The organism is Nocardioides soli, from assembly GCF_014191495.1.
Lineage (GTDB): Bacteria > Actinomycetota > Actinomycetes > Propionibacteriales > Nocardioidaceae > Nocardioides > Nocardioides soli.
On the sequence record NZ_JACHWR010000016.1, the window covers coordinates 1 to 22,871 of the forward strand.

Below are 22,871 nucleotides of genomic sequence, written 5' to 3' on the forward strand. Positions count from 1 at the left end.
TCCGGGTGGAGTCGTCGCCGCCGGCCAGGCGCATCGTGAGGACGGCGTTCGCGTTCCCCTGACCCCGTGCCTCCCGAGCCTCCAGCCGCATCACGACGACGTGGGCGTCGTCGTCGATCTCGAGGACGGTCGCGGTGCCGGCGTACGTCGCGCTGATCGGTCCGATCTTGGCGCTCATCCGCCCGCGGTGGACGGCGCCGTCGCTCGACTCGAGCTGGGCGCCCGGGAGACAGCGGGCGACCCGCGGGATGTCCAGCAGCACCGGCCAGGCCCGGTCGAGCGGTGCCCCGACCTCGAAGTCGTTGGTGATGATCATCGGATCTCCGTTCCGTCTCAGGCCTCGGCGACCCAGAGCCGCCGGTCGGTTTCGTTGAGGCGCTCGTAACCGGATTCGGTGACCAGAACGGTGTCCTCCACCATCATCCCGCCCCAGCCGAGCTCGTAGTACGGCGTCTCGATGCACAGCGTGCTACCGACGGGGATCGGCGCGTCACCCGCGGGTGACACGCTCGGCCGCTCGTAGATCGACAGCCCGATGCCGTGGCCGCAGTGCTGCCGGCGGTACGGCAGGCCGCGCGCGTTGACGGTGCGCACCGCGGCCTCGAACAGGGAGCGTCCGGTCGCTCCGCTCCTCGTCAGCTCGAACGCCGCCTCCTGGCCGGCCAGGATCGCCTCGTACCGCACGAGCTGGACCTGCGAGGGCGTGTCGAGCACGACCGTGCGGCCCAGGTCGGACCAGTAGCCGTCGACGACGCATCCGGCGTCGAAGCGGAGGATCTCCCCGGGCTGCCAGGTCCGCCCCGAGGCGAAGCTGTCAGAGAGCGCCGAGCGGGTCCCGGTCCCGGAGACCACGAACCGCGGCTCGCCCCCGCCGGCGACCATGACGCCCGCGACGTGGTCGGCGATCTCCTTCTCGGTCATGCCGGCGCCGGCGTGCGCGACCGCCGAGGCCATGGCGGCCTCGGTCAGGAGCGCGGCGTACCGGAGCAGGTCGACCTCGGCGGGCAGCTTCTCCCGGCGCGCTCGCGCGACCGCGTCGGTGGCGTCGACGAGGCTGACCCGGTCGCCGAACTCGTGGCTGGTCGACAGGCCGTCGACACCCCACCGCATGACGCCGGAGCCGACCGACCCGACGGCGCCGACGACGTACCGGACCGCCGCCTCGAGGTGGGGGTGGCGCCCGACGTTCTCGCTCAGCGGGGAGCGGTCGACGCTCTCGAAGAAGAAGGTCCCGAAGGGGACGATGCGCTCGATGGGGAGGCCGGCGTCGACGGCGGCGCCCGCGTCGCCCGCGGGGCAGACCAGCCAGCAGTCGTCGGCGGTCAGGATCGCGGCCATCCGGTGGGTCGCGTACAGGCCGGCGCCGACGGAGCGGTAGCCGGTGGCGTACTGCACCGCGTCGGGGGTCAGCAGCACCAGCGCGTGGACGCCGATCTCGTCGATGACGCGACGCAGCCGGTCCCGGCGGGCGGTGGCCAGCGCCTGCTGGTCGACGACCGGACGCGTCGGGAGGGTGGGCGTCGGCGCGTCGACGGCGATCGAGGCGTGCTGCGGCAGGGCGGTCATCCGTCGACCACCGGGTCCCCGGAGCCGGCACCGGCGGAGCGGCGGCCGGTCGTGGCCTGAACAATCATGAGGATGATCTTGGCCACTAGCATCTTGTTGAGATACGTGGATCCTGGCGAGAAATTCATGGGAGAACTGTGGACATCACACAACGTGCGCGGGAGTTGCTGGCGACCGACGAGCAGATCGCGGAGCACCTGACCGCCGCGGTGTGGGAGCGGCTCCCGGGCTACGAGGTGAGCATGCTGGACCGCACCGAGCTGTCGGAGGCGATCACCGCCAGCATGCGGTCCATCCTGCTGGCGGTGATCGACCGCCGCCCTCCGAACGACGCCGAGCTGGCGCCGGCCCGGCGGCTGAGCGAGCGGCGCGCCGTCCAGGGTGTGCCGATCGAGAGCGTCGTCGGCTCGTGGCACAACGCCGAGCGGGTGCTGCTGACCCGGCTGCTCGGGGGCACGGGTGCGCTGACCGCCGGCGAGGTCCAGGAGGCGGCCCGCCGGGTCGGTGTCGCGATCGACGCGATGATCACGGCGAGCACCACGTCGTACCGGCAGATCGCGAGCGAGCTGCACGCGCAGGTCAGCCACGTGGGCGTCGACCTGGTCTCGCGTCTGGCCGGCGCCGAGGCGCTCGATCCGGCCGACCTGGACCGGCGGGCCAGCATGGTCGGCGTCGAGGCGCACCTGCCGCACCGGGCGGTGGCGCTCTCCGTACGCCGCCAGGACGGCCTGCTCGTCGCGCGGGCCAGGCGCGCGATCACCGAGCGCCTCCGTCCCCACGTCGCGAGCCGCACCCTGATCGGGAGTCACCAGGGCTTCACGATCCTGGTGTTCGCGGACTTCGCGCGGGCCGAGGAGGTGCTCTCCCGGGCGCTCGGGGACGCCGACGTACCGGAGGGGACCGCCCTGGGCCTCGGGGAGAGCCGGCCCCGCTTCAACGAGTGCGCGGGCTCGCTGCGCGAGGCCCTCAACGCGTTGAAGGTCGGGCAGCTGACCGGCCGGGAGCTGACGAGGTTCGAGGACGTGATCCCCGAGGTGCTGCTGGTCGAGAACCCGGTGATGGCGAGTCAGATGGTGTCCGCGGTGCTCGGCGGGATCGGCTCGGCCGCGCTCCTGGACACGCTGCGCACGTTCCTCGAGTCCGGCATGTCGACGCGCGCCACCGCGGGCGCGCTGCGGGTGCACGAGAACACCGTCACCTACCGGATCCGGCGGATCTGCGAGCAGATGGGCGCCGACTCGGCCGCCGAGCTGGTGCGCGCCGACGTACTGCTCGCGCTGCGGGCCGGGGAGATCGGCGTCGGCGAGGCGCACCCGGCCTGACCCGGGCCGGTCCGGACGCCGTGGCTCAGCGCGCGAGCGCCTCGTCGAGCACGGCCCGCAGGTCGGCCTCCCCGGAGTCGGCGCGCACGACCGGCCGCTGCCACGCCTGGGCGCCGAGTGGATCCTTGAGCCCCGACGACGTCGACAGCACGACGACCTGGTCCTCCGGCCGGAGGTGGCCGTCCCCGGCGAGGCTGGCCGCGGCCGCGAAGCCCGCGGCCGCCGACGCCTCGACGAAGAGCCCCTCCTCGACGCCGAGCAGGCGCTGGGCGTCGATGATCGCGTCCTCGCCGACGGTCACGGCGACCCCGCCCGAGTCCTGGACGGTCCGGATCGACTGGTCCGTCGCGGTGGTGGTCGCGATCGAGAAGGCCTTGGTCGAGCTCGGCTCGCCCGTCCGGGGCGTGGCTCCGCCGGAGATGGCCGCGCCCACGGCTCCGAACACCTCCGCCGCGACCAGGCGCGGCACCCGGGTGGTCAGCCCGAGCTCGACGAGATCCTCGAACCCGCGAGCCACGCCGCTGAGGCAGTCGCCGTAGCCCACGGGCACGACCACCCAGTCCGGGACGCGCTGGTCGAGCTGGAGCCAGGTCTCGTACGCGATCGTCTTGTAGCCGTCAATGCCGAACGGCGTGCTCCCGACCGAGGGCGTGGACGCGTTGGAGATGGGGTACAGCCCGTGCGAGCTCATCGCCCGCCGCATCAGCTCGTTGCGGTCGGCGACGGTGCGGGCCGCCACCACCGTCGCGCCGTACGCGTTGATGAAGGCCAGCATCGCCTCGGGCACGTCCTGCAGCGTGAAGATGACGCACGGCAGGCCGGCCCGCGCGGCGTACGCCGCGACGGAGGCGCCGTGGTTGCCGGTCGAGACCGCCGTCGTCGCGCGCGCACCGAGCCGCCGCGCGGCGGCCGTGGCCACCGCGCAGAGCCGGTCCTTGTGGGACCAGGTCGGGTTGCTGGCCTCGTTCTTGGCCCACAGCTGCGGGACGCCGAGCCGCTCGCCGGCCGACTCGAGCCTGGTCATCGGGGTCCACCCCTCGCCGAGGTCGACCCGGTCCTTCTCGTCGACGGGCAGGAGCGCCTGGAAGTCCCACATGCTGCGACCCGGCGCGTTCAGCAGCGCGCGGCGCGCCTCCTCGGGGTCGAGCGGCACCTCGCACCGGAGGTTCACCCGGACGCCGTCCTCGGCCCAGCAGCGTGCGCACCCACCACGGAGGTCGTCGCGGGCGGCGTACGCCGCCCGGCACCGCGGGCACCGCACCGACTCAGCGAACGGCATGACGACGCTCCGTCCCCTGACCCGAGCCCGAGACCGCGGGTGACCCGCACGACCGTCCGACCAACCCGCCAACCACGTGACCTGCCTCCTCGACTACCGCCAGCGCTCCCTGAGCGACTCATGGTGTCGTCCGCGGCGGGCCCCCACCACGTGGATGCGCGGCAAGTTGCCCGGCACGGTTCCGTGGATACTCCACAACTCGAGCCCATGTCCGCGGCCACCGCTGGTGGATTCGCTACAGCGTCGGGCGGCGGGCGGGACTCGCCGGTCCTCCCCGGAAAGCAGTTCCGGCCGGGCAGGACGACGAGTCGTCCTGCCCGGCCGGTGCTACGGCCTCATGCCGGTGCCCCTCAGTGCGGCACCCGCTCGAGGGTGCTCAGGGAGACGTAGCGCACCTTCGCCCAGCCCTCGGAGTACGGGAAGACCCCCGTGTCGCGGAACCGGATGCGCTGGAGCACCCAGCGCGACCCCTCCCGGACGAAGTCGTTGTCGTACCACGCCACCATGACGAGCTGCTCGCTCGGATCGGTCGAGGTGGTGGCGAACTCGAGGGTGTGCCACTGACCCCGCGCCGTGTCACCGTCCGGCCCGACCTGCACGTTCGGGTTCGCCAGGAAGTGCGCGGTGAAGCTGAGCAGGTCCGGAAGGCCCTTGAACAGGTCGACGATCGCGGCACGGCCGACGACCGGTGGAGATTCGGCCAGATGACCCTGCGTCTCGTAGACGGCGTCCTCGGCGAACAGCTCGCCGATCGCGTCGATGTTCTCGCGGAGATCGCACCGGCGGGCGTACTCCGCCATCAGGGTGCTGATGTCGTGCACGGCCTGGAGCCGCGCAACCTGGTGCCTCAGGTCCTCGATCTCGGACATGACGTCCTCTCTTTCGCAGGTGTGGGACTGGTGCTCGCCCTCGGCCGAGCGGCACCACGGTCGATCAGCCCAGGTTCCAGAGCTCGAGGAACTGCTCCCGGTAGTCCTCCACGAGCGGGAACGGCTTGGCCGGGTCCGGGATGTTGTCCTTGGTGACCAGCCACGCGAGGGTGGGCGCGCCGGCCGACTCGGCGAAGTCCTCACCCAGCATCTGGCGGATGAAGATGTCGAACGCCTGCCAGATCATCTCCTTGCCCGGGTACGTGGTCGAGGCGACCACCACGTCGCCCTCCGCGAGGTAGGTCGCGACCGTGGTGTCCGGAGTGTCGGTCACGATGGTGATGCGGTCCTGGAGCCCGGCGTCGCGGATGGCCGCCGGCAGACCGATGGCCATGTCGGCGAGGGCGAGCGTCACCGAGTTCACGTCCGGGTGTGCCTGCAGGTAGGCGACGATTCGCTGGGGCATGTCGGTGCCCATGCTCTCCGCGGGCAGGTCGACGACGTCGAGCGCGCAGTCGCCGCACAGCTCACCGAAGGTCTCCTCGAACGCCGCCGCCTGGATGAGATGCGTCGGGAAGGCCGGAACCTGGAAGAACACCGCATTCGCGTCGGCGCCTTCCTGCGCGAGCGAGTAGAGGGCCTGGATGTGGCCGGTCTTGACGTTGCGCTCCTGGGCGGCGCCGAGCACCGCCGTCACGCCGTTGCCCGCCTCCTCGTCGACCGAGATGGTGACGATGGGAACGTCCTTGCCGGCCAGCGTCTGGATCTCGTCCTCGTAGATCTCCCGCGGGAACCCGCTGAAGATCACCCCGTCCGGGGCCGGAACCGCCCGTGCCGCCTCGCCCCACGCGTTCTTGATCGTCTCGGGCGACAGCCCGGCGTTCACCCGAACCACCTTCCAGTCGAGCGCGTCGCCGGCCTCCTCGGCGAAGTCGCCGAGCGTCGCACACGCCGGTGCGCCGCACTGGATCCAGTACACCGTCTTGCCCGCCGGCGGCTTGCCGGCGAGCGGCTCGGTCACGTTGATGGCCGTGGGCCGGTCCCGGTACTCCTTGAGCTGCCCGGCCGCGGCGGCGGCGACGTCGTCGGTCGACGCCTCCTTGGTGGATCCGCTGTCATCGGCGGCGCTGCAACCCGCCGCCAGGAGAGCCGTCACGAGGGCGATCGCCCCGGAACGCGCGAGGTGGAATCGAAACACATCTGCTCCTCAGGATGCTCGGCGAGGAACGCCTTTCGCGTGGCGGTGAGCACGTCCACGACCAGGCGGCGTTCGGCCGGCTTTGTCGGGGCCGCCGGAGGCGCTTCCTCGCAGCGACTGGTTAAGTTATAGAAGATTTGAATATATGAGTCAAGAGGCGCTCCCGGCGCGGCGCCACCGGGCTCAGCCGCGCCGCCCGAAGGACGACAGCGCGATGGCCGCGATCAGGACGACCCCCTGGAAGACCTGGGAGGACCAGGTCGGCGCACCCGCCAACGAGAGCCCGATGGTCCCCGTGCCGATCATGAGCACGGCGACGGCGGTGCCCGGTGCGTTGAACCGACCTCCCCGGAACTGCGTCGCCCCGAGGAACACGGCCGCGAAGGCCGGCAGGAGGTAGCTGGGACCGACCGCGGGCGAGGCCGAGCCGATGCGCGCGGTGAGGAGCATGCCGGCCACGCCGGAGATGACCGCTGCGATCACCAGCGCCGTCATCTGCAGCGACCGGACCCGGAGCCCGACCAAGCGGCCGACCTCGGCGTCGAAGCCGAGGGCGTACCACGACCGGCCGACGGTGGTCCGGTCCATCACGACGGTGAGCACCACCGTCAGCGCCAGGAACACGATCACCGGGATCGTCACCGTGAGGACGTAGTGACCCGCCAGCACCGATCGGAGACGCCCGACGTTCTGCGTGATGCTCTGCTCCTTCGAGATCGCCAAGGTCAGCGCGAGGAAGAGCGATCCGGTGGCCAGCGTCCCGATGAGGGAGTGCACCCGGAGGACCACGACGACGAAGCCGTTGAACAGGCCACACAGAGCGCACAGCACGAGGGTGAGGAGGATCGCCGTCCCACCGCCGAGATCCCAGGTGGCCACGGCATAGGCCGAGAAGATGCCGGCCAGGCCCACCATGTTCCCCACCGAGGCGTCGAAGAGCCCGGCGGCCATGGGAATGACCAGGCTCAGCGCCACCAGGCCGGTCACCGAGTAGTTGTTCAGAACCGTCCGAGCGGTGTCGGCCGTGAGGAACGAGTCCGGGCTCAGCACGCCGAACAGCACGATGATGGCGAGCCACACGTAGACAGCCCCGACGTTGCGGAACGACAGCCGGGCCAGGCCAGATCTGGCCGACCGCGCGGTCTTCTCGTCGGCGGCAACAGGCTCCACTGCCAGGTCAGACATGGGGCTCCTCCAGATCCAGGTGGTCGGGTTGGCGCGACCGCTCCATGAGGTCGGCGAGGTCGGCGCGGTCGGCGCGGTCGGCGCGCGCGTCGGTGGCGCCACTCATCGCGGACAGGATCGAGTTCTTCTCGATCTGCTCCCCCGAGAGCGTGGCGGTGACGACGCCGCGGTCCATCACGATGACGCGAGTGGCGACGGCGATCAGGTCGTCGAGGTCCGAGGAGGTCACGATGCAGGCCACCCCCTGGGCGGCCACGTCGACGATCATGTCGTGGATGGCCGCGCTGGCGCCGACGTCCACGCCCGCGGTCGGCTCATCCATCACCACCACGGAGGGATCGGTGTTGAGCCACTTGGCCACCAGGACCTTCTGCTTGTTCCCCCCGCTCAGGTATCGCAGCGCCCGGTCCGGGTCCGCCGGCCGCACCCCGAAGCGCTGCACCCACGAGGTGGCCGCCCGCCGCTCGCCTGGCCGGTCCAGCCAGCCGAGGCGGCTGTAGCGGTCGAGCGTGGCGAAGGTGAGGTTCTCGGTGACCGAGAAGCTCTCGATCATGGACCCCGGACCGCGCGTGCCGGGGACCATCACCACGCCGTGGCGCCGGGTGTTCCGCGGCGAGATCGCCCCGATCGGCCCCCTCGACGTCTGGTAGCGGTCCGCCGTGGCGGACACGGCACCGGTCAGGGCGGGTCCGATGAACTCCCGACCCGACCCCATCACCCCGGCGATGCCCACGACCTCGCCGGGGGCCACGCTCAGGCTGAACCGCTCCACCCGGGCCGCTCGAAGGTTCTCGACCACGAGCGCGGCTCCGGCGCGACCCTCGCCGTCCGTGGACTCGCGCGCACCGCCGGGGGTCCGCGTCTGCTGCCGGGCCTGGGCACCGAGGATGAAGCCGATCAGCTCGTCGCCCGAGTAGTCCGCCGTCCGCCCGCTCTGCACGACCTCGCCGTCACGAAGGACGGTGAACGTGTCGGTGAGCTCGTGCACCTCGTCCATGCGGTGAGTGACGTAGAGACACGAGACACCACGGTCGCGCAGATCACGGACCACCGCGAAGAGGCGGCCCACCTCGTGGGGAGGCAAGGCCGCAGTCGGCTCGTCGAGCACCAGCAGGCCGCCGTTCCCATCGAGGCCGTCCAGTGCCCGGGCGATGCCCACGATCGCCCGATCGATGGGATCGAGGTCCTCGACCTTCGCGTCCACGTCGACCTGGATCCCGATCCGGTCCATCAAGGCCGTGGTCCGCGACCGCTCACTGTCCCGATCGATGGTGCCGACCCGGGTCCGGACGTGGCCGATGGTGAAGGCCATGTTCTCGGCCACCGTCATCGGACCGAGCAGCGCCAGGTCCTGGTGGACGAAGCGAAGCCCTCGTTCGTGACTGCGCGAGGGCGCGCCGAGCTCCAGCGGCTCGCCGTTGACGAGGACCTCGCCACCGGCGTCCGGGACATGGAACCCGGCCAGCACCTTGATCAGCGTGGACTTGCCCGAACCGTTGTGGCCCAGCAGGGCATGCACCTCGCCCGGCTGCACCGTGAGATCGACCGATGACAGCGCCCGCTGGCCCGGAAACGTCTTGGAGATGTCTCGGACCGAGAGCACCGGTCCGCGCCCGGTCACCGGGGGAGTCATCGGGGGCGTCATCGGGGCCTGCGGTCAGCCGGATCCAGCTCGTGATGCTGGGTGACCGACTGGTAGTAGCGGCCGACGCGGAGCATGGTCCGTTCGTCGAACGGCCTCCCCAGGAACTGGATGCCGAGCGGCAGGCCGTTCCACCCCAGGCCCGCGGGGAGCGCCAACGAGGGCAGACCGGTGATGTTGGCCATGTAGGTGGACCGGGCCGAGACCTCGATCCAGCCGTACTGCTCGTCACCCACCTGGCACAGGAAGTCGTCGAGGCGCGGAGCGTAGGTGACGTTGCCCGGGGCGATGATCATGTCGACCAGCTCGAAGGCGGCCCGGTAGTCGTCCTGGACGACGGTGCGCAGCCGGCTCGCCCGCAGGTAGTCCTTGAGCTCGACGAACGAGCTGGTGAGCAGGTACTCCTGGAACGCCTCGTCGTACTCGTCGAAGCGGTGGGCGGTGGGCTCGTGGGCGGATGCGATCTCGCCGAGCATGCAGATCCACCCGACGACCATGGTCAGGTCGGCGTGCGGGAACGAGACGGGGACGATGGTCGCGCCCGCCTCCTCGAGCTCCAGCGCGGCGGCGCGCACGGCGGCCTCGATCTGCGGGTCGCAGATGTCGAAGAACCAGTTCTCCGGCAGGCCGATCCGCAGTCCGGCGACATCGGTCCGCCCGCCATCGAGGTAGTCCGGCACCGCCCGACGGCTCGAGGAGCCGTCGCCCGGATCGTGTCCGGCGATGCACTGCATGGTCAGCGCCAGATCGTCGACGGTCCGGGCGAGGGGGCCGATGGTGTCGAACGACCAGGCCAGTGGCATCGCACCCCGGTTGGGGACCCGGCCGTAGGTCGGCTTCAGGCCGGAGACGCCGCACCAGGACGCCGGCAGCCGGATGGATCCGCCGGTGTCGCTCCCGATCGAGATGGGCACCTGGCGGGTGGCGACCGCAGCGCCGGCTCCCGACGATGAGCCACCGGTGGTGCGTGCCGGATCCCACGGGTTGGTGACCACGCCGTGGTGCGTGTTGGTGTGGCCCAGCGCGAAGGCGTAGGCATTGTGCTTCGCCACCGGCACCGCCCCCGCCGCGAGCAGCCGGGCGACGACGGTGGCGTCCTCGTCGGGGACCCAGCCCGCGTAGATCGCGTCGGCTCCGGAGGTCTCGATGCCCCGCGTGGCGATCGTGTCCTTGATGCCGATGGGAACGCCGTCCATCGGCAGCGCGGAGCCCCGCCGGTACCGTTCGGCGGACCTGACGGCGGCCGCCCGAGCGCTCTCCGGGCACGAGGTGATGACCGAGTTGTGCGGGTCGCTCTCCACCTCGGCCAGCGCGGCGTCGACGACCTCGATCGGCGAGAGGGCTCCGGATCGGTAGTCATCGACCAGCTCGGTGGCCGATCTGCCCAGCAGGCTGGTCACCTCACACCCCTTCGCGGTCGACGGGGACGGGGTGGCCCCCGGGACCGATCTCGGGGAAGCCCTCCAGCCAGGCGGTCGCGTCGGCGGGGATCCGCAGGTCGCCGACGAAGTCGAGCGGGACCGAACGGAGCCGGGCCAGATCGCCGGCCATCGCGCGCTGGAACCCTTGGACCCCGGCGACCTGGTCCGCCGTGAGCGGAAGGCCCCGGCTGGCAGCCAGCTCCCTGATGGTCTCGGCCGAGAGTGCAGAACGATCCACGTGCCTACTCCTTCTTGTCCACCGTCACGGCCGCGAGGCCCGCCTGCCCGAGGCCCACCGTGCTCGTCTCCCGCGGGGCCGGCATCGCTCCACCCACGGCGTAGCTTCGATGCCCGGGCCTATTATCCAAATGTTAGAAGTTATTTGGATGTTTCTTCAACCGTCTCGACCGAACCCCGAGAACGTCGCCTCCGAACGGACCCCGGACCCGGGCGTTCTCCTGCTCAGAAGCTGTTCGGGTCGGCCACCACGGCCTCCGGCACCGGGTGGCGGTACAGCTTCGAGGCGTTCTCCCAGGTGACCTTGCGAATCGCCTCGGGCGACAGGCCGCCGACCGACTCCTGGACGACGCTCTGCGTCCGGGGCCAGAGCGAGTCGGAGTGCGGGTAGTCCTCCTCGACCATGACGTGGTCGACCCCGATCCTGTCGATCAGGGCGAACGACGAGGGGTCCTCGACCGCGCAGAAGTAGAAGTTGCGCTGCAGCACGTCGGCCGGCGCGAGGTCGATGCCGTCCCAGGTCCCGTACATCGAGTGGTACGTCGTCATGTGATCCAGGCGGTCGAGCAGCGCGGGCACCCAACCGATCCCGCCCTCGGACATGCAGATCTTGATGTCCGGGAAGCGCACCGGGATCTTCGAGTAGAGCCAGTCGACGGTCGCGAAGATCGCGTAGCCGAAGAAGAGCACCCCCACCACGTCCGGCGGGGCGTCCTCGGAGGTCGAGGGCGAGGTGCCGGAGGAGCCGATGTGCAGGTTGATCACCGTGCCGGTCTCCTCGCAGGCCCGCATGATCGGGTCCCAGTGCGCCGAGTGCATCGACGGGAACCCCTGCAGGTGCGGTGCCTCGGAGAACGTGACCGCCTTGAACCCGCGCTCGGCATTGCGGTAGATCTCCTGAGCGCCGATCTCCGGGTCGAGCATGAAGGGCAGCTGGCACGGGATCATCCGGTCCGGGTAGGCACCCGACCACTCCTCGATGTTCCAGTCGTTCCAGGCGCGTACCGCGGCCAGCGCCAGCTCCGGGTCCTTGGTGGTCTGCTGGAGTCGAACCCCGCCGAAGCCGGCGAGGAACGAGGGGAAGCACAGCGACGCATAGACGCCCGACAGGTCCATGTCCTTGATCCGGTGATCGATGTCCCATGCGCCGCGGCGCATGTCGGTGAACCGGGCGGGCTCGAAGCTCCACTCGTCGACGGGCCGGCCGACCACCGCGTTGAAGCCGACGTTGGGCAGCTCCTTGCCGTCGTAGATCCAGACATCCGCACCGTCCTTGTCGACCACTCGAGGCGCCTGGTCGACGAACTTGGCCGGCATCCGGCCCTCGAAGGTGTTCGGCGGCTCGACCATGTGGTCATCCACCGAGATCATCGGAAACTTGCGATCCGCCTTCTCCGGCTCGGGCAGGAAGGTGACCTTGCCCTTCACCGCGGTCGTGAAGTCGGTGTTCCTCTGCAGTTCTTCGATGCTCGCCATCAGATGTCTCCTTGTGGTCGGGCCCGCGGAGCGGGGTCAGTGAGGTTTCGAGTTGAGGAGGTCGAGGACCAGGCGGGTGACCGCCTCCGGTCGTTCACGGTGCGGACGGTGACCGCACGACGCGAGCACGTGCAGGTCGGCGTTCGGCACCCGACGCGCGCCGTACAGTGCGCCGTCGAGGAGGAAGTCGCGGTTCTCCCGCCCCCAGATCAGCAGCACCGGCCGGGTCACCTCCGACGTCCGGAGCCACAGGGCGGACTCCTGTTCCCCGCTGTCGAAGGTCCGCGCGACCGCCTTGAGCCGGGCGATGGCGCCGGGCACCATCGCCTGGGCGAGCTCACGCTCGACGTCGGCGTCGACGATCCGCACCGGGTCCGCCACCTGGCTCTCCAGCCAGTCGAGCATCGCCCCGGCGGTGGGCCGAGCCAGGAAGGCCGACAGCAGCCGGACGCCCTCGGCCGGCCGAGCGCCGGCCGAGCCCGCATGGAGGACACCCGGCGCCAGGAGAGCAAGCCGATCGAGCCGATCGCCGTGGTCGACCGCGGCCCGCAGCGCGACCCACGCACCCAGCGAGGTCGCCAGCACCGAGACCCGATCGAGGCCGAGCGCGTCGAGCGTGTCGAGCAGCCGGACGACGGCGTCCTCGAGGTAGTCCTCCGCGATCGGCAGTGCGCCGGAGGCGCCAAACCCCGGCAGATCGAGCATCAGCACGCGATGGCCCTCGGACAGTGCGGCGACCTGAGGCACGAACTCGGTCCGACTGTCGGCCCCGGCGGCGAAGCCGTGGAGCACGACCAACGGCTCACCGGCCCCGACCTCGAACCCCTGCAGGGCGTGATCGGGAACGACGAGCGGGCTCGGCGCTGCCATGGATCGGATCCTCCTTCGGGCACGGACGGACGCATCGGTGGGGTGAGGGCGAGGCTCGGAGTCACCCTCGGGGGCGGGCAGGCGGGCTCTCACAGGAGTACGTCGGACTCCTCCCGCAGCAGGCGGCGTACCGCTCCACCCCAATAGACCTCGGCCGCCCGCTCGATCAGGGAGGCCTTCATCCCCACCATCACGGAGCGGCGCAGCGGCAGCGCCTCACGACCGGTGACCAGGACGTCGTACGCGAGCCGACAGGCCCGCTCGAACGACGCCGCGCGGTAGGTCGCCTCGACCGGGTCCGCACCGGTCACGATCACGCCGTGGCTCGCGAGCACCGCCACCTTGGCGTCGCCGATCTGCTCGGCGAGCTCGCGCGCCAGTACCGGCGTGTCGATCTCACCGGCGTACTCCTCGACGAAGACCATCTCGTCGAGGTACATCGAGCCCGTCTGGTGCACCAGCTCGGGAAGCCGACCGAGCGCGGCCAGCACGCATACGTGGTAGGGGTGGTTGTGGACGACGACCCGGGCATCCTCACGCAGCCGGTGCAACTCGGTGTGGATGTGGATCGCCGGGGTCACGTCCCAGCGTCCCTTCACCACGTCCGCGTCCTCGTTCACCACACAGATGTCGGAGGCGGTGAGCTCTGCCCACCACAGTCCCCACGGGTTGACCAGCATGTCGGTGCCGCCCGGACGCTGCCAGGTGATGTGGCCGGCCATGTTCTCCGAGAAGCCCTCGCTGGCCAGCACGCGAAACGCGGCCGCGAGCGTCTGCTCGTCGCTCAGCGCGCCGTCGCCGACCGCCGGCATCACGGACGGCGCCCAGACCTCGATGCCGCCACGACGAGGGCTGTCCTGGTCGAGGGTCGAGATGTCAGTCATGTCCTTGCTCCTGTTCTCAGATGGGATGCGGCGAACGGCCTACCGGGCGCTTCGGCTGCGAGCAGCTCCGCGATCCGTTCGCGGAGCACGCTCTTCGCCACCTTGGCGCCGCTGGAGCGCGGCAGCTCGTCGACGACCTCCAGTCGCTCCGGGAAGAGCTCGCGCGACACGCCCTGGGCGGCCAGGTGGGTCACGAGCGCGTCGAGGTCGAGTGCCTCGCCTGGGAGCAGCTCGACGAACAGGCACACCCGCTCCCCCAGCACGGGGTCCGGCATCGGAACGGCCGCAGCCTGGCGAACCGCCGGGTGGCTCAGCGCATCGTCCTCGACCACGGCGAGGCTGATGTTCTTGCCGCCGCGGACGACGAACTCCGAGATCCGACCGACCACGGACAAGTAGCCGTCGGCGTCGATCTCACAGATGTCGCCCATCAGCATCCAGCCGTCACGGGTGAACAACGTGTGGTTGGCCGCGTCGTCGTCGAGATACCCGAGTGAGAGACCGGGTCCCCAGCAGGCCGGCTGGCCTCGACCGCCGGCGGTGACCTCCCGCTCGCCGTCGTACAGCCGCACGTTCATCTCCGAGACCACCTGGCCGGCGGTCCGCAGCCGCTTCTCGGCGGTGTCCTCCAGCGTGGTACCGGAGAGGAGCCCCGTCTCGTTCGATCCGTAGAACTGCAGGATCGTGGCGCCGGTGCGCGCCTCGAACTCATGGGCCTGGCGGTACGGGACCAGCTCGCCGCCGGTGAAGACCACGCGCAACGAGGACAGGTCGACGCCGTCGAGCACGCCGTCGGCCAGCATCATCACGAACTGCGTGGAGACGCAGCAGAGCACCGTGACGCCGTGCTCCTCGATGGCCAGCGCCGCGGTCCGCGCATCGAACCTGGGCAGGACCACGGTGTGGGCGCCGAGCTTGATCGGGGTCACGTGCGAGGTCCAGAGCCCGAAGCCGAACGGCGCCGGAACGATCGCCAGGACGACATCGTCGGCCCGCAGATCGCCGTTCGCGACGGCACGGGTGTGGAAGTAGTGCCACCGGTTCTGCGTGTGCAGCACCGCCTTGGGCAGGCCGGTCGTCCCCGACGTCGAGTTGATGAGGAACAGCTCGTCCGGATCCGGCTCCACGCTCGGCAACGGCGCGGGCACGATCTCCGACGCCTCCGAGCCGGCATCCACGCCCCAGGCGAGCCGAGGACCGCCGCCGTCGACACCCAGGACCAGGTGCCGGATCACGACGCCCCGCCCGAGCATCTCCTGCGCGACACCCTCCCGACCGCTCCCGGTGATCAGCACGCCGGACCGGCTCTTGCCCAGCAGGTGTGCGATCTCCCGCGTTCCGGCCTTGGCACCGACGCCCACGACGACGGCACCGAGGCGCTCGATGGCCAGGAACGCCAGGTGCACGCCGATGCCGTCGGGCAGGCAGACGGCCACCCGATCGCCCGGCGAGACACCGGCGCCGGCGAGCAACCGGGCCAGCTGCCAGGCACCCGCGTCCAGCTCCGCCCAGCTCACCGTGTCGGAGCCGGACGTGTAGGCCGGCCCGTCGGGTCGGTCGACCGCGTGCCGCGTGACCGCGGCCGAGAGCGTGTCCGTCGTCCACCAGCCGCGCCGGTGGTACTCAGCGGCCAACGCCGAGGAAGCCCTTCTCATGGTCAAATGTTTTAGATGTTTTTTGAGTGTTCGTCAACCCCGGGCAGCCGGACGAGGGCAGGGGGCACCCTCGTGGCTCGTCCACGAATGGTCGGACCACGGGACCGCCCCGGTCCGCGAACGCATGGCTCGCCCACCCGGCCGACGTCGTACGACCGACTCACCGGGCGAAGCTCAGCCGGCCGAACTCATGCCGCGCACCGCGATGGGCCGCGGGGCAGCGCTCCCGCTATCCGGGCGAGCCGGTCGAGGTCTCGATGAACCGGGCGCGCACCGAGGCGGGGGAGATCAACACCTCGGGCCACTCGGCAGTGGGGTAGTTCTGGGAGCTGATCAGATGCCGCAGCGCGAGCGACCGCGCGGCATCGGCGTCGCCGTCGGCGATGCTGTCGATCAGCCGGCGGTGCTCACCCAGCACGTCGAGTCGCTCGCTGGGCGGGATGTCGAGCCCCTCCGGGCGGCGGTTGGCCCAGGCCGACTCATGGGAGCTCCACAAGGACTCGAGCGCGCCCGCCAGCATCGACAGCGACTGGTTGCCGCACAGATCCACGATCGCCTCGTGGAACTTCCGGGACAGGGTGGTCACCGCGACGAGGTTGTCCACCACCGCGACCGCCTGCTCGTGCAACTCGGTCAGGACCGGCACGACCACCTGCGCCCGGTCGGCGCGAAGAGCGCAGGCGGCCGCGCAGGCCGGCTCGACCTCCTGCAGCGCTTGCGCGACGTCGGAGATGTCGACGCCCCGACCGGCCAGGGCCATGCCGAGCGTATAGGCGACGTGCTCGGCTTCCAGGCGGTGCACGACGGCCCCACCGATCGCGCCCCGCCGGATCGTGATCAGGCCCTCGGCCTCCAGGACCCGCATGGCCTCGCGGAAGGTCGGCTTGCTGACGCCGTACTGGCTGCGAAGCGACTCCTCGATAGGCAGCTCGGTGGCATCGACGAGATCACCGACGAGCAGGCGACTACGCAGGTCGTCGGCAACCTGCTCGGCGAGGCGTGCGAACCGCACGTTGCTCGCCGGCGAACGGCCGCTTTGAGGATTGATACCGGCCTCCTTCCACATGGACGGTCGGCGGCTGACCACCGAACCGCGCCGACTCAATCATATGGAAGATTCGACCACCAAGCTCGCCGACGGGCGAACTCCTCCGCCGATCGGGGCCACGGGGTACCCGGCCGTCTCACGCCCATCCATGGTCGCTGTGCCCGAGGGCGTGCTGAAGGACTACCGCCAGGGCGCGCGGGACGCGCTGGAGTGGAAGCTGGACGGCCTCGCCGAGCGCGACCTACGGGTGCCGCGCACGGGCACGAATCTGCTGGGCATCGCCGAGCACGCGCTGAACGTCGAGGTCGTCTACTCCGTCAGGTGCGACGACCCCAACCCGCAGGACGACCGGTACGCCACCGAGACCAGAGAGCACTGACCGGCACGACGCACGTCCGGCTCGCAGCGGATGGAGGAGCACGGCGGGACGCACTGATCGTGGCAGATCCGGTTGACCTCGGCGGGTCGGGAGCGTCCCAGCCGCAAGCCCCGTGGAACGTCCTAGGGGCGAAAGGTCGTCTGCGAATGTGGGTCCTTGCCGAACGCGATCACCTTCGCAGGCGGTACGACGTAGACCCACGGACGGCTGCCGTCGCCGCCCGCAAAGCCCTCGTCGTCGGCGTCCCACGCCCAGTCATCGCCGTACTTGCGCCACCAGGCCTCGGCGAGCGGCCGAAGCCGCTCGCGTCCAGTGACCCGCTGCGCGGTCCCCTCCACCACGACATCGGTGCCGGACTTCCAGCCGTTGCTGCCGGTCGTCACGGCTACGAGCGGGGAGTGTTGGAGGTTGACGTGCTTCTGCTCGCCGACTCCGGTGCAGAACGCGAAGCGCCCGTCGCTCCAGGCACCTACCAGGGGTGTCACGTGCGGACGTCCGTCGGCCCGCACGGTGGTCAACCAGTAGAGCTCGGCCCGGTTGAGCAGGGCCTCCACGGACTCCCATGAGGGAGCCGCCGCTGTGGGGTCGCCGAAGCGGTCGTCGATCTGTCCTGTGGTCATGCCGGAATCGACTACCACCCGGACGCGGACTCATCGGTCATCCATGCTCCGCTGAGGGCCGAGCACCGGGTTCGTGCCTGGCTGGCGACGTAGGGGGCGGCCGCTCGGGATCAGCGCACACCACCTGAGGTCACACGATGGGCCTGACATCGGCAGGTCCGGACGGGGCCGCGGCCCGGCCTAGGCGTAGGCATCTGTGCCGGTCCGCGCAGACTTGAATCGTGACGCGTGGGCGCTTCAGCAGCGCTCGGGGGCGGCGCGCGAGGACCGCGCTCAAGCCATCATCCTCATCATCGTCGGCATGCCGGCTCGGACTCAGTGCGCCATGTCGACGAACCGCGAGTAGTGGCCCTGGAAGGCGACGGTGATGTCGCGGGTGGGGCCGTTGCGGTGCTTGGCGACGATCAGGTCGGCCTCGCCGGGGCGGGTCGACTCCTTCTCGTAGACGTCGTCGCGGTGCAGGAGGATCACCATGTCCGCGTCCTGTTCGATTGACCCGGATTCGCGGAGATCGGACATCATCGGACGCTTGTCGCCGCGCTGCTCGGGACCACGGTTGAGCTGGGAGAGCGCGATGATCGGGACCTCGAGCTCCTTGGCCAGCAGCTTGATCTGGCGGGAGAACTCCGAGACCTCGAGCTGGCGGGACTCGACCTTCTTGCCCGACGTCATCAGCTGGAGGTAGTCGATCACCATCAGCTTGAGGTCGTGGCGCTGCTTGAGCCGGCGGGCCTTCGCCCGGATCTCCATCATCGTCATGTTCGGGGAGTCGTCGATGAACATCGGTGCGGAGGAGATCTCGCCCATCTTGCGGGCGAGCTTGGCCCAGTCGTCGTCGTTCATCTGGCCGTTGCGGATGTGGTTGAGCGGCACCTTCGCCTCGGCGGAGAGCAACCGCATCGTGATCTCCGACCGCGTCATCTCCAGGCTGAAGAAGACGCTGGCGAGGTTGTTGTGGATCGACGCCGCGCGGCACAGGTCGAGGGCCAGGGTGGAGTTGTGGGTCGGGATCATCGACCGGCCGGCGAGGTAGAGGTGGTCGTCGTTGTCGACCTGGACGCACCGGACCGGGACGCTCTGGATCGGACGAACCTCGGTGATGTAGCGGCGGCCGATCCGTGCCGTGGTCGCGGACCGCTCCTGCTTGTGCAGCAGGTGCTTGCGCTCCAGACGGAACACGTCGTCGGTCGTCGAGAAGTTGAGGATGTAGCAGGTCGACGTCTCCTCCGAGCGCCCCTGGACCCGCTTGGTGGTGCGGCCGCACTTGTAGCCGAGGCTCACGACCAGCTCGTGCACGTCGTCGGCCAGCCGCTTGCTGGTGACCGCGAACTGACAGGAGCCGACGCCCTTCACGACCGTGCCGCCGGTATCCATGAGGCCGGCGAGCAGTTCACGGCGCTGCCGCTCCGAGGCGCGGAGGTACGCCGTGGGGATGTGCTTGTCGTTGAGGACGCCGAGCTCGCGGAGCTGGCCCTGGACCGAACCTCGTGGATCACCCTCGGGCAGCTTGATGCTGTAGAGCATCTCGCCGTGATGGTCGACCCGCAGTCCGCAGCCTTCGAGGTACATCGGGATCTCGGCGGTCTCGCAGGTGATCCGAGCCGAGGCGCTGTGTCCGTCGCCCAGCCACGCGCCGAGGGCGTACGGCGGCACGGGGAGGTCGGCGTCCGCCGCGCTCAGCGGCGCCGCGTTCAGGACTGCGTGGTTGGCGCGCTGCTCCGAGTTGATGCGGACGCTCGCCGCGATCTCCTCGGTCGTCACGACGGAGGGGAAGATGTTCTGGTTGCGGGCCCGGTTGTAGTGGTGGTCGGCCGCCCACTTCGACTTCCGCGCGGCCCGCGTCTCGGTGCGCCACTGGTGCTCGGCGTCGGCGACGATGGTGGAGCCGTCGGAGAAGACGACCTCGTAGCAGGGGCGTCCGGTCATCACCTCGGTGGCGGCGACGACCGTCGTCGGGCGGCCCTGCGCGTCGTACAGCCGGTCGCCTACCCGGACCTCGCCCATCGTCGTCCAGCCACCGGGCGTCGGCAGCGGGGTATCGAGTGCCAGTGCCTTGCCCATCGCGGGTCTGGCCGCGACGATGACCATCTGGCCGGAGTGCAGACCGTTGGTGAGGTCGTCGAGGTCCGCGAAGCCGGTGGGGACGCCGTAGAGGCCCGCCTCGCGGTTGGAGATCGCCTCGATCTCGTCGAGGACGCCGTCCATGATGTCGCTCAGGGGGGCGTAGTCCTCGGTCGCCCGCTTGTCGGTGATCTTGTAGACCTCGGCCTGCGCCTGGTCGACGATGTCGTCGACCTGGCCCTCGCCGGCGTAGCCGATCTGCACGATCTTGGTGCCGGCGCCGACCAGCCGGCGCAGGATCGCCTTCTCGCGGACGATCTCGGCGTAGTACCCGGCGTTGGCGGCGATCGGGACGTTGGCCGAGAGCGTGTGGAGGTACGGCGCGCCGCCGATGCGCTGCAGCTCGCCCCGGCGCTGGAGCTCGGCGGCGACGGTGACCATGTCGACGGGCTCGCCGCGGCCGTAGAGGTCGATGATCGCGTCGAAGATCGTCTCGTGGGAGGGCCGGTAGAAGTCGACGCCACGGATCGCCTCCGTGACGTCGGCGATCGCGTCCTTGGAGATCAGCATCGAGCCGAGCACGGACTGCTCCGCGGCCATGTCCTGGGGCGGGGTGCGGTCGCCGGGTGAGGTCGGCCGCTCACCGGGGGCGTATGCGACCGGGCCGTCGCCCCAGTCGTCGAGCGGCGGCTCGGGGAAGCTCCGGGAGTCCTGCTCGGTGAGGCTCATTCCGCCCTGCTGCTCCCCTCGATTGCTGCCAGACCCGACCCCGTCCCGACCCTGCGCGCGCCACGCTAGACGGGGCCGCCGACAGTGCCGGACCACCGGACCGTACGTGGTTCGGGGCCGCTCGCGACACCCCCGTATCCACAGGTCACTCCAGCCCCTGGGGATAACCGGCGATCGAGCGTGGACGACACGCCGCCAGGTGTGCACAGGCTGGGGAGTCTCTTGTGGACATCCGCCGCCCCCGGGCCTGCACTAGCCCTCTGACCTGCGACAATGGGTTCCAACGGTTGTGGAACGGAAATTCTCGGCATCGAAGTTCTGTTCAGGCCCACGACACCTTCCCGTCACCTGGCGGTTTGTCGACATAGCGTGGTGGCGCCGGTTATCCCGGGGTTGTCCACAGCACCGATGACTAGTGCCCGTAAGGATCAGATGACCGCCATGCCCGTGACAGTGACTAGAGCGCGGACCAGGGCATGGTGACGACCCGCAACCGCCACCGGGCTCAGGACCGCGAGATCCTGCGGCTCGCCGTCCCCGCCTTCCTCGCCCTGGTCGCCGAGCCGCTCTACCTGCTGGCCGACGCGGCCATCGTCGGGCACCTGGGCACCACCGAGCTGGCCGGCCTCGGCATCGCGGGCGTGATCCTGCAGACCCTGATCGGCCTGTGCATCTTCCTCGCCTACGGCACCACCGCCGGCGTCGCCCGCCGGCTCGGCGCCGACGACCTGCGCGGCGCCCTGGCCATCGGCATCGACGGCATCTGGCTGGCGGTGCTGATCGGCACGGTCGCGACGGTGCTGGGCGTCATCTTCACCGAGCCGCTGGTCCGGCTCTTCGGCGCCGACGGCGACGTGACCGGGGAGGCCGCGACGTACCTGCGGATCGCCTTCCTCGGCACCGTCCCGCTGCTCACGATCCTGGCCGCGACCGGCGTGCTCCGCGGGCTGCAGGACACCCGGACCCCGCTGTACGTCGCGATCGGCGGCAACGCCCTGAACGTCGTGCTCAACCTCGTCCTCGTCTACCCCGCCGGCCTGGGCATCGCCGGATCCGCCCTCGGCACGGTGATCGCCCAGGCGCTCAGCGCGGTCGTGTTCGTGATCGTGGTGGTCCGGGCCGCGCGGCGCCACGGCGCTCCGCTCCGGCCGGACCTGCCCGGCATCCGCGCAGCGGCGCACGCGGGCTGGCCGCTCGTGGTCCGCACCCTGACCCTGCGCGCGGCGATCCTGCTCACGACGTACGCCGTGACGCTCGGCGCGCTGGACCGGCAGGAGCAGCGCGTCGACCTGGCGACCCACCAGCTCGCGATGACCCTGTGGGGGTTCCTCGCCTTCGTGCTCGACGCGATCGCGATCGCGGCGCAGGCGCTGACCGGCCGCTCGCTCGGCGCGGGCGACGTCGCGGGCACCCGCGAGACCACCGACCGGATGGTGCGGTGGGGTGCGTGGAGCGGCGTGGTCACCGGCGTGCTGCTCGCGGTGGCCAGCCCCTGGCTCGGCGGGCTCTTCACCGACGACCAGGCGGTGCGGGACCTGCTGGTGGTGGTGCTGATCGTCGCGGCCCTCGGCCAGCCGGTGGCGGGGGTCGTGTTCGTGCTCGACGGCGTGCTGATCGGTGCCGGCGACGGCCGCTACCTGGCCCGCGCCGGCCTGGTCACGCTGGTCGCCTACGCCCCGGTCGCGCTGGCGCTCGCGGCCTGGTCGGCCGGCCTGGTCGCGATCTGGGTGGCGTTCTGCACCGTGTTCATGGGCGCCCGGCTCGTCGTCCTGGTCCGGCGGGCGCGGGGCGACGCCTGGCTCGTCACCGGCGCAGCGGTCTGACCCGGCCCCGAGCAAATGCGACAGGGGCCGCTCCTCCCGGAGGAGGAACGGCCCCTGTACGGCGTGCTGCGGGTGGGTCAGGCCGGGATCACGTTGAGGGCGACCGTGGCGGACACCCCGTCGTGCAGCTTGACCGAGACCTCGTGGGTGCCGAGGGCCTTGATCGGGTTGGTGACCACGATCGTGCGCTTGTCGACCTTCTCGCCGGAGGTCGAGGAGAGCGCGTCGGCGATCTCGCCGACGGTCACCGCGCCGAAGAGGCGGCCGCCCGCACCGGCGCGCACCTGCACGCTGACCGGCTGGGCCTCGAGCTTGGTCTTGATCTCCTCGGCGTGGCCGAGGTCGCGCACCGCGCGGGAGGCGCGGGCCGACTTGATCGACTCGATCTGCTTCTCGCCACCGCGCGTCCAGCGCAGCGCGAGGCCACGGGGCACGAGGTAGTTGCGGCCGTAGCCGTCCTTCACCTCGACGACGTCGCCGGGGGCACCGAGACCGGTGACTTCCTGGGTCAGGATGAGCTTCATGTCGTCGGCTCCCTTCAGCGACCGGTGGAGGTGTAGGGCAGCAGGGCGAGCTCACGGGCGTTCTTGACCGCGATGGCCACGTC

Annotated in this window: 20 protein-coding genes; 3 read left to right on the forward strand and 17 right to left on the reverse strand. The window is 70.6% G+C overall.

The annotated features are described in order from the left end of the window. The coding region (locus tag FHU40_RS27110) for an SRPBCC family protein (protein WP_183595615.1) at positions 1 to 316 on the reverse strand (316 nt) is incomplete at its 3' end. A gap of 17 nt (positions 317 to 333) precedes the next feature. Next, positions 334 to 1,566: a M24 family metallopeptidase gene (locus FHU40_RS27115; RefSeq protein ID WP_183595324.1), complete on the reverse strand. Its 1,233-nt coding sequence runs from the start codon at positions 1,564 to 1,566 to the stop codon at positions 334 to 336. A 137-nt stretch (positions 1,567 to 1,703) separates the two neighbouring features. Here FHU40_RS27115 and FHU40_RS28725 point away from each other — a divergent pair, with 137 nt between their 5' ends. Further along, on the forward strand, positions 1,704 to 2,888 hold the full coding sequence (locus FHU40_RS28725; RefSeq protein WP_183595616.1) for an RsbRD N-terminal domain-containing protein: 1,185 nt from the start codon (positions 1,704 to 1,706) through the stop codon (positions 2,886 to 2,888). Positions 2,889 to 2,913: 25 nt separating this feature from the next. On the opposite strand, the gene FHU40_RS27125 is transcribed toward FHU40_RS28725, so the two are convergent. The 12 genes from FHU40_RS27125 to FHU40_RS27180 all read right to left on the reverse strand — a co-directional run bounded on the left by FHU40_RS27125 (position 2,914) and on the right by FHU40_RS27180 (position 16,616). Next, positions 2,914 to 4,167, reverse strand: a complete 1,254-nt coding sequence (locus tag FHU40_RS27125; RefSeq protein WP_183595617.1) for a pyridoxal-phosphate dependent enzyme — start codon at positions 4,165 to 4,167, stop codon at positions 2,914 to 2,916. Positions 4,168 to 4,517: 350 nt separating this feature from the next. Next, entirely contained in the window at positions 4,518 to 5,036 is a 519-nt protein-coding gene (locus FHU40_RS27130; RefSeq protein ID WP_183595618.1) for a nuclear transport factor 2 family protein, read from the reverse strand. A gap of 64 nt (positions 5,037 to 5,100) precedes the next feature. After that, positions 5,101 to 6,192 (reverse strand): substrate-binding domain-containing protein, encoded by a 1,092-nt coding sequence (locus FHU40_RS27135; RefSeq protein ID WP_183595619.1) that lies wholly within the window; start codon positions 6,190 to 6,192, stop codon positions 5,101 to 5,103. Positions 6,193 to 6,417: 225 nt separating this feature from the next. Next, positions 6,418 to 7,419 carry an ABC transporter permease gene (locus FHU40_RS27140; protein ID WP_183595620.1) on the reverse strand — a complete coding sequence of 334 codons (1,002 nt, stop codon included), beginning with the start codon at positions 7,417 to 7,419 and terminating at the stop codon, positions 6,418 to 6,420. Beyond that, complete coding sequence (locus tag FHU40_RS27145; RefSeq protein ID WP_183595621.1) at positions 7,412 to 9,052, reverse strand: sugar ABC transporter ATP-binding protein; 1,641 nt, start codon at positions 9,050 to 9,052, stop codon at positions 7,412 to 7,414. The genes FHU40_RS27140 and FHU40_RS27145 overlap by 8 nt, the downstream gene beginning before the upstream one ends. Before the next feature lie 8 nt (positions 9,053 to 9,060). Continuing rightward, positions 9,061 to 10,461: an amidase family protein gene (locus tag FHU40_RS27150; RefSeq protein WP_183595622.1), complete on the reverse strand. Its 1,401-nt coding sequence runs from the start codon at positions 10,459 to 10,461 to the stop codon at positions 9,061 to 9,063. 1 nt (position 10,462) lies between these two features. Then, positions 10,463 to 10,720 carry a hypothetical protein gene (locus FHU40_RS27155; protein WP_183595623.1) on the reverse strand — a complete coding sequence of 86 codons (258 nt, stop codon included), beginning with the start codon at positions 10,718 to 10,720 and terminating at the stop codon, positions 10,463 to 10,465. A gap of 224 nt (positions 10,721 to 10,944) precedes the next feature. Then, positions 10,945 to 12,195 (reverse strand): amidohydrolase family protein, encoded by a 1,251-nt coding sequence (locus tag FHU40_RS27160; RefSeq protein WP_183595624.1) that lies wholly within the window; start codon positions 12,193 to 12,195, stop codon positions 10,945 to 10,947. 36 nt (positions 12,196 to 12,231) lie between these two features. Further along, entirely contained in the window at positions 12,232 to 13,065 is an 834-nt protein-coding gene (locus tag FHU40_RS27165) for an alpha/beta fold hydrolase (RefSeq protein ID WP_183595625.1), read from the reverse strand. 89 nt (positions 13,066 to 13,154) lie between these two features. Then, a complete protein-coding gene (locus tag FHU40_RS27170; protein ID WP_183595626.1) occupies positions 13,155 to 13,949 on the reverse strand; it encodes a class II aldolase/adducin family protein in 795 nt (264 codons plus the stop codon). Continuing rightward, entirely contained in the window at positions 13,946 to 15,604 is a 1,659-nt protein-coding gene (locus tag FHU40_RS27175) for a class I adenylate-forming enzyme family protein (RefSeq protein WP_183595627.1), read from the reverse strand. The genes FHU40_RS27170 and FHU40_RS27175 overlap by 4 nt, the downstream gene beginning before the upstream one ends. 229 nt (positions 15,605 to 15,833) lie before the next feature. After that, on the reverse strand, positions 15,834 to 16,616 hold the full coding sequence (locus FHU40_RS27180; RefSeq protein ID WP_221200362.1) for a FadR/GntR family transcriptional regulator: 783 nt from the start codon (positions 16,614 to 16,616) through the stop codon (positions 15,834 to 15,836). Between the two features lie 184 nt (positions 16,617 to 16,800). Between FHU40_RS27180 and FHU40_RS27185 the strand changes: the two genes are divergently transcribed. After that, a complete protein-coding gene (locus FHU40_RS27185) occupies positions 16,801 to 17,031 on the forward strand; it encodes a mycothiol transferase (protein WP_183595629.1) in 231 nt (76 codons plus the stop codon). 122 nt (positions 17,032 to 17,153) lie between these two features. On the opposite strand, the gene FHU40_RS27190 is transcribed toward FHU40_RS27185, so the two are convergent. Continuing rightward, complete coding sequence (locus FHU40_RS27190; RefSeq protein ID WP_183595630.1) at positions 17,154 to 17,651, reverse strand: pyridoxamine 5'-phosphate oxidase family protein; 498 nt, start codon at positions 17,649 to 17,651, stop codon at positions 17,154 to 17,156. Between the two features lie 315 nt (positions 17,652 to 17,966). Then, positions 17,967 to 20,312: a replicative DNA helicase gene (gene dnaB, locus FHU40_RS27195; RefSeq protein ID WP_221200363.1), complete on the reverse strand. Its 2,346-nt coding sequence runs from the start codon at positions 20,310 to 20,312 to the stop codon at positions 17,967 to 17,969. A 605-nt stretch (positions 20,313 to 20,917) separates the two neighbouring features. Here dnaB and FHU40_RS27200 point away from each other — a divergent pair. Continuing rightward, a complete protein-coding gene (locus tag FHU40_RS27200; protein WP_183595632.1) occupies positions 20,918 to 22,264 on the forward strand; it encodes an MATE family efflux transporter in 1,347 nt (448 codons plus the stop codon). A gap of 77 nt (positions 22,265 to 22,341) precedes the next feature. Here FHU40_RS27200 and rplI read toward each other — a convergent pair whose 3' ends face one another. Beyond that, a complete protein-coding gene (rplI, locus tag FHU40_RS27205; RefSeq protein ID WP_183595633.1) occupies positions 22,342 to 22,788 on the reverse strand; it encodes a 50S ribosomal protein L9 in 447 nt (148 codons plus the stop codon). Positions 22,789 to 22,871 lie beyond the last annotated feature (83 nt).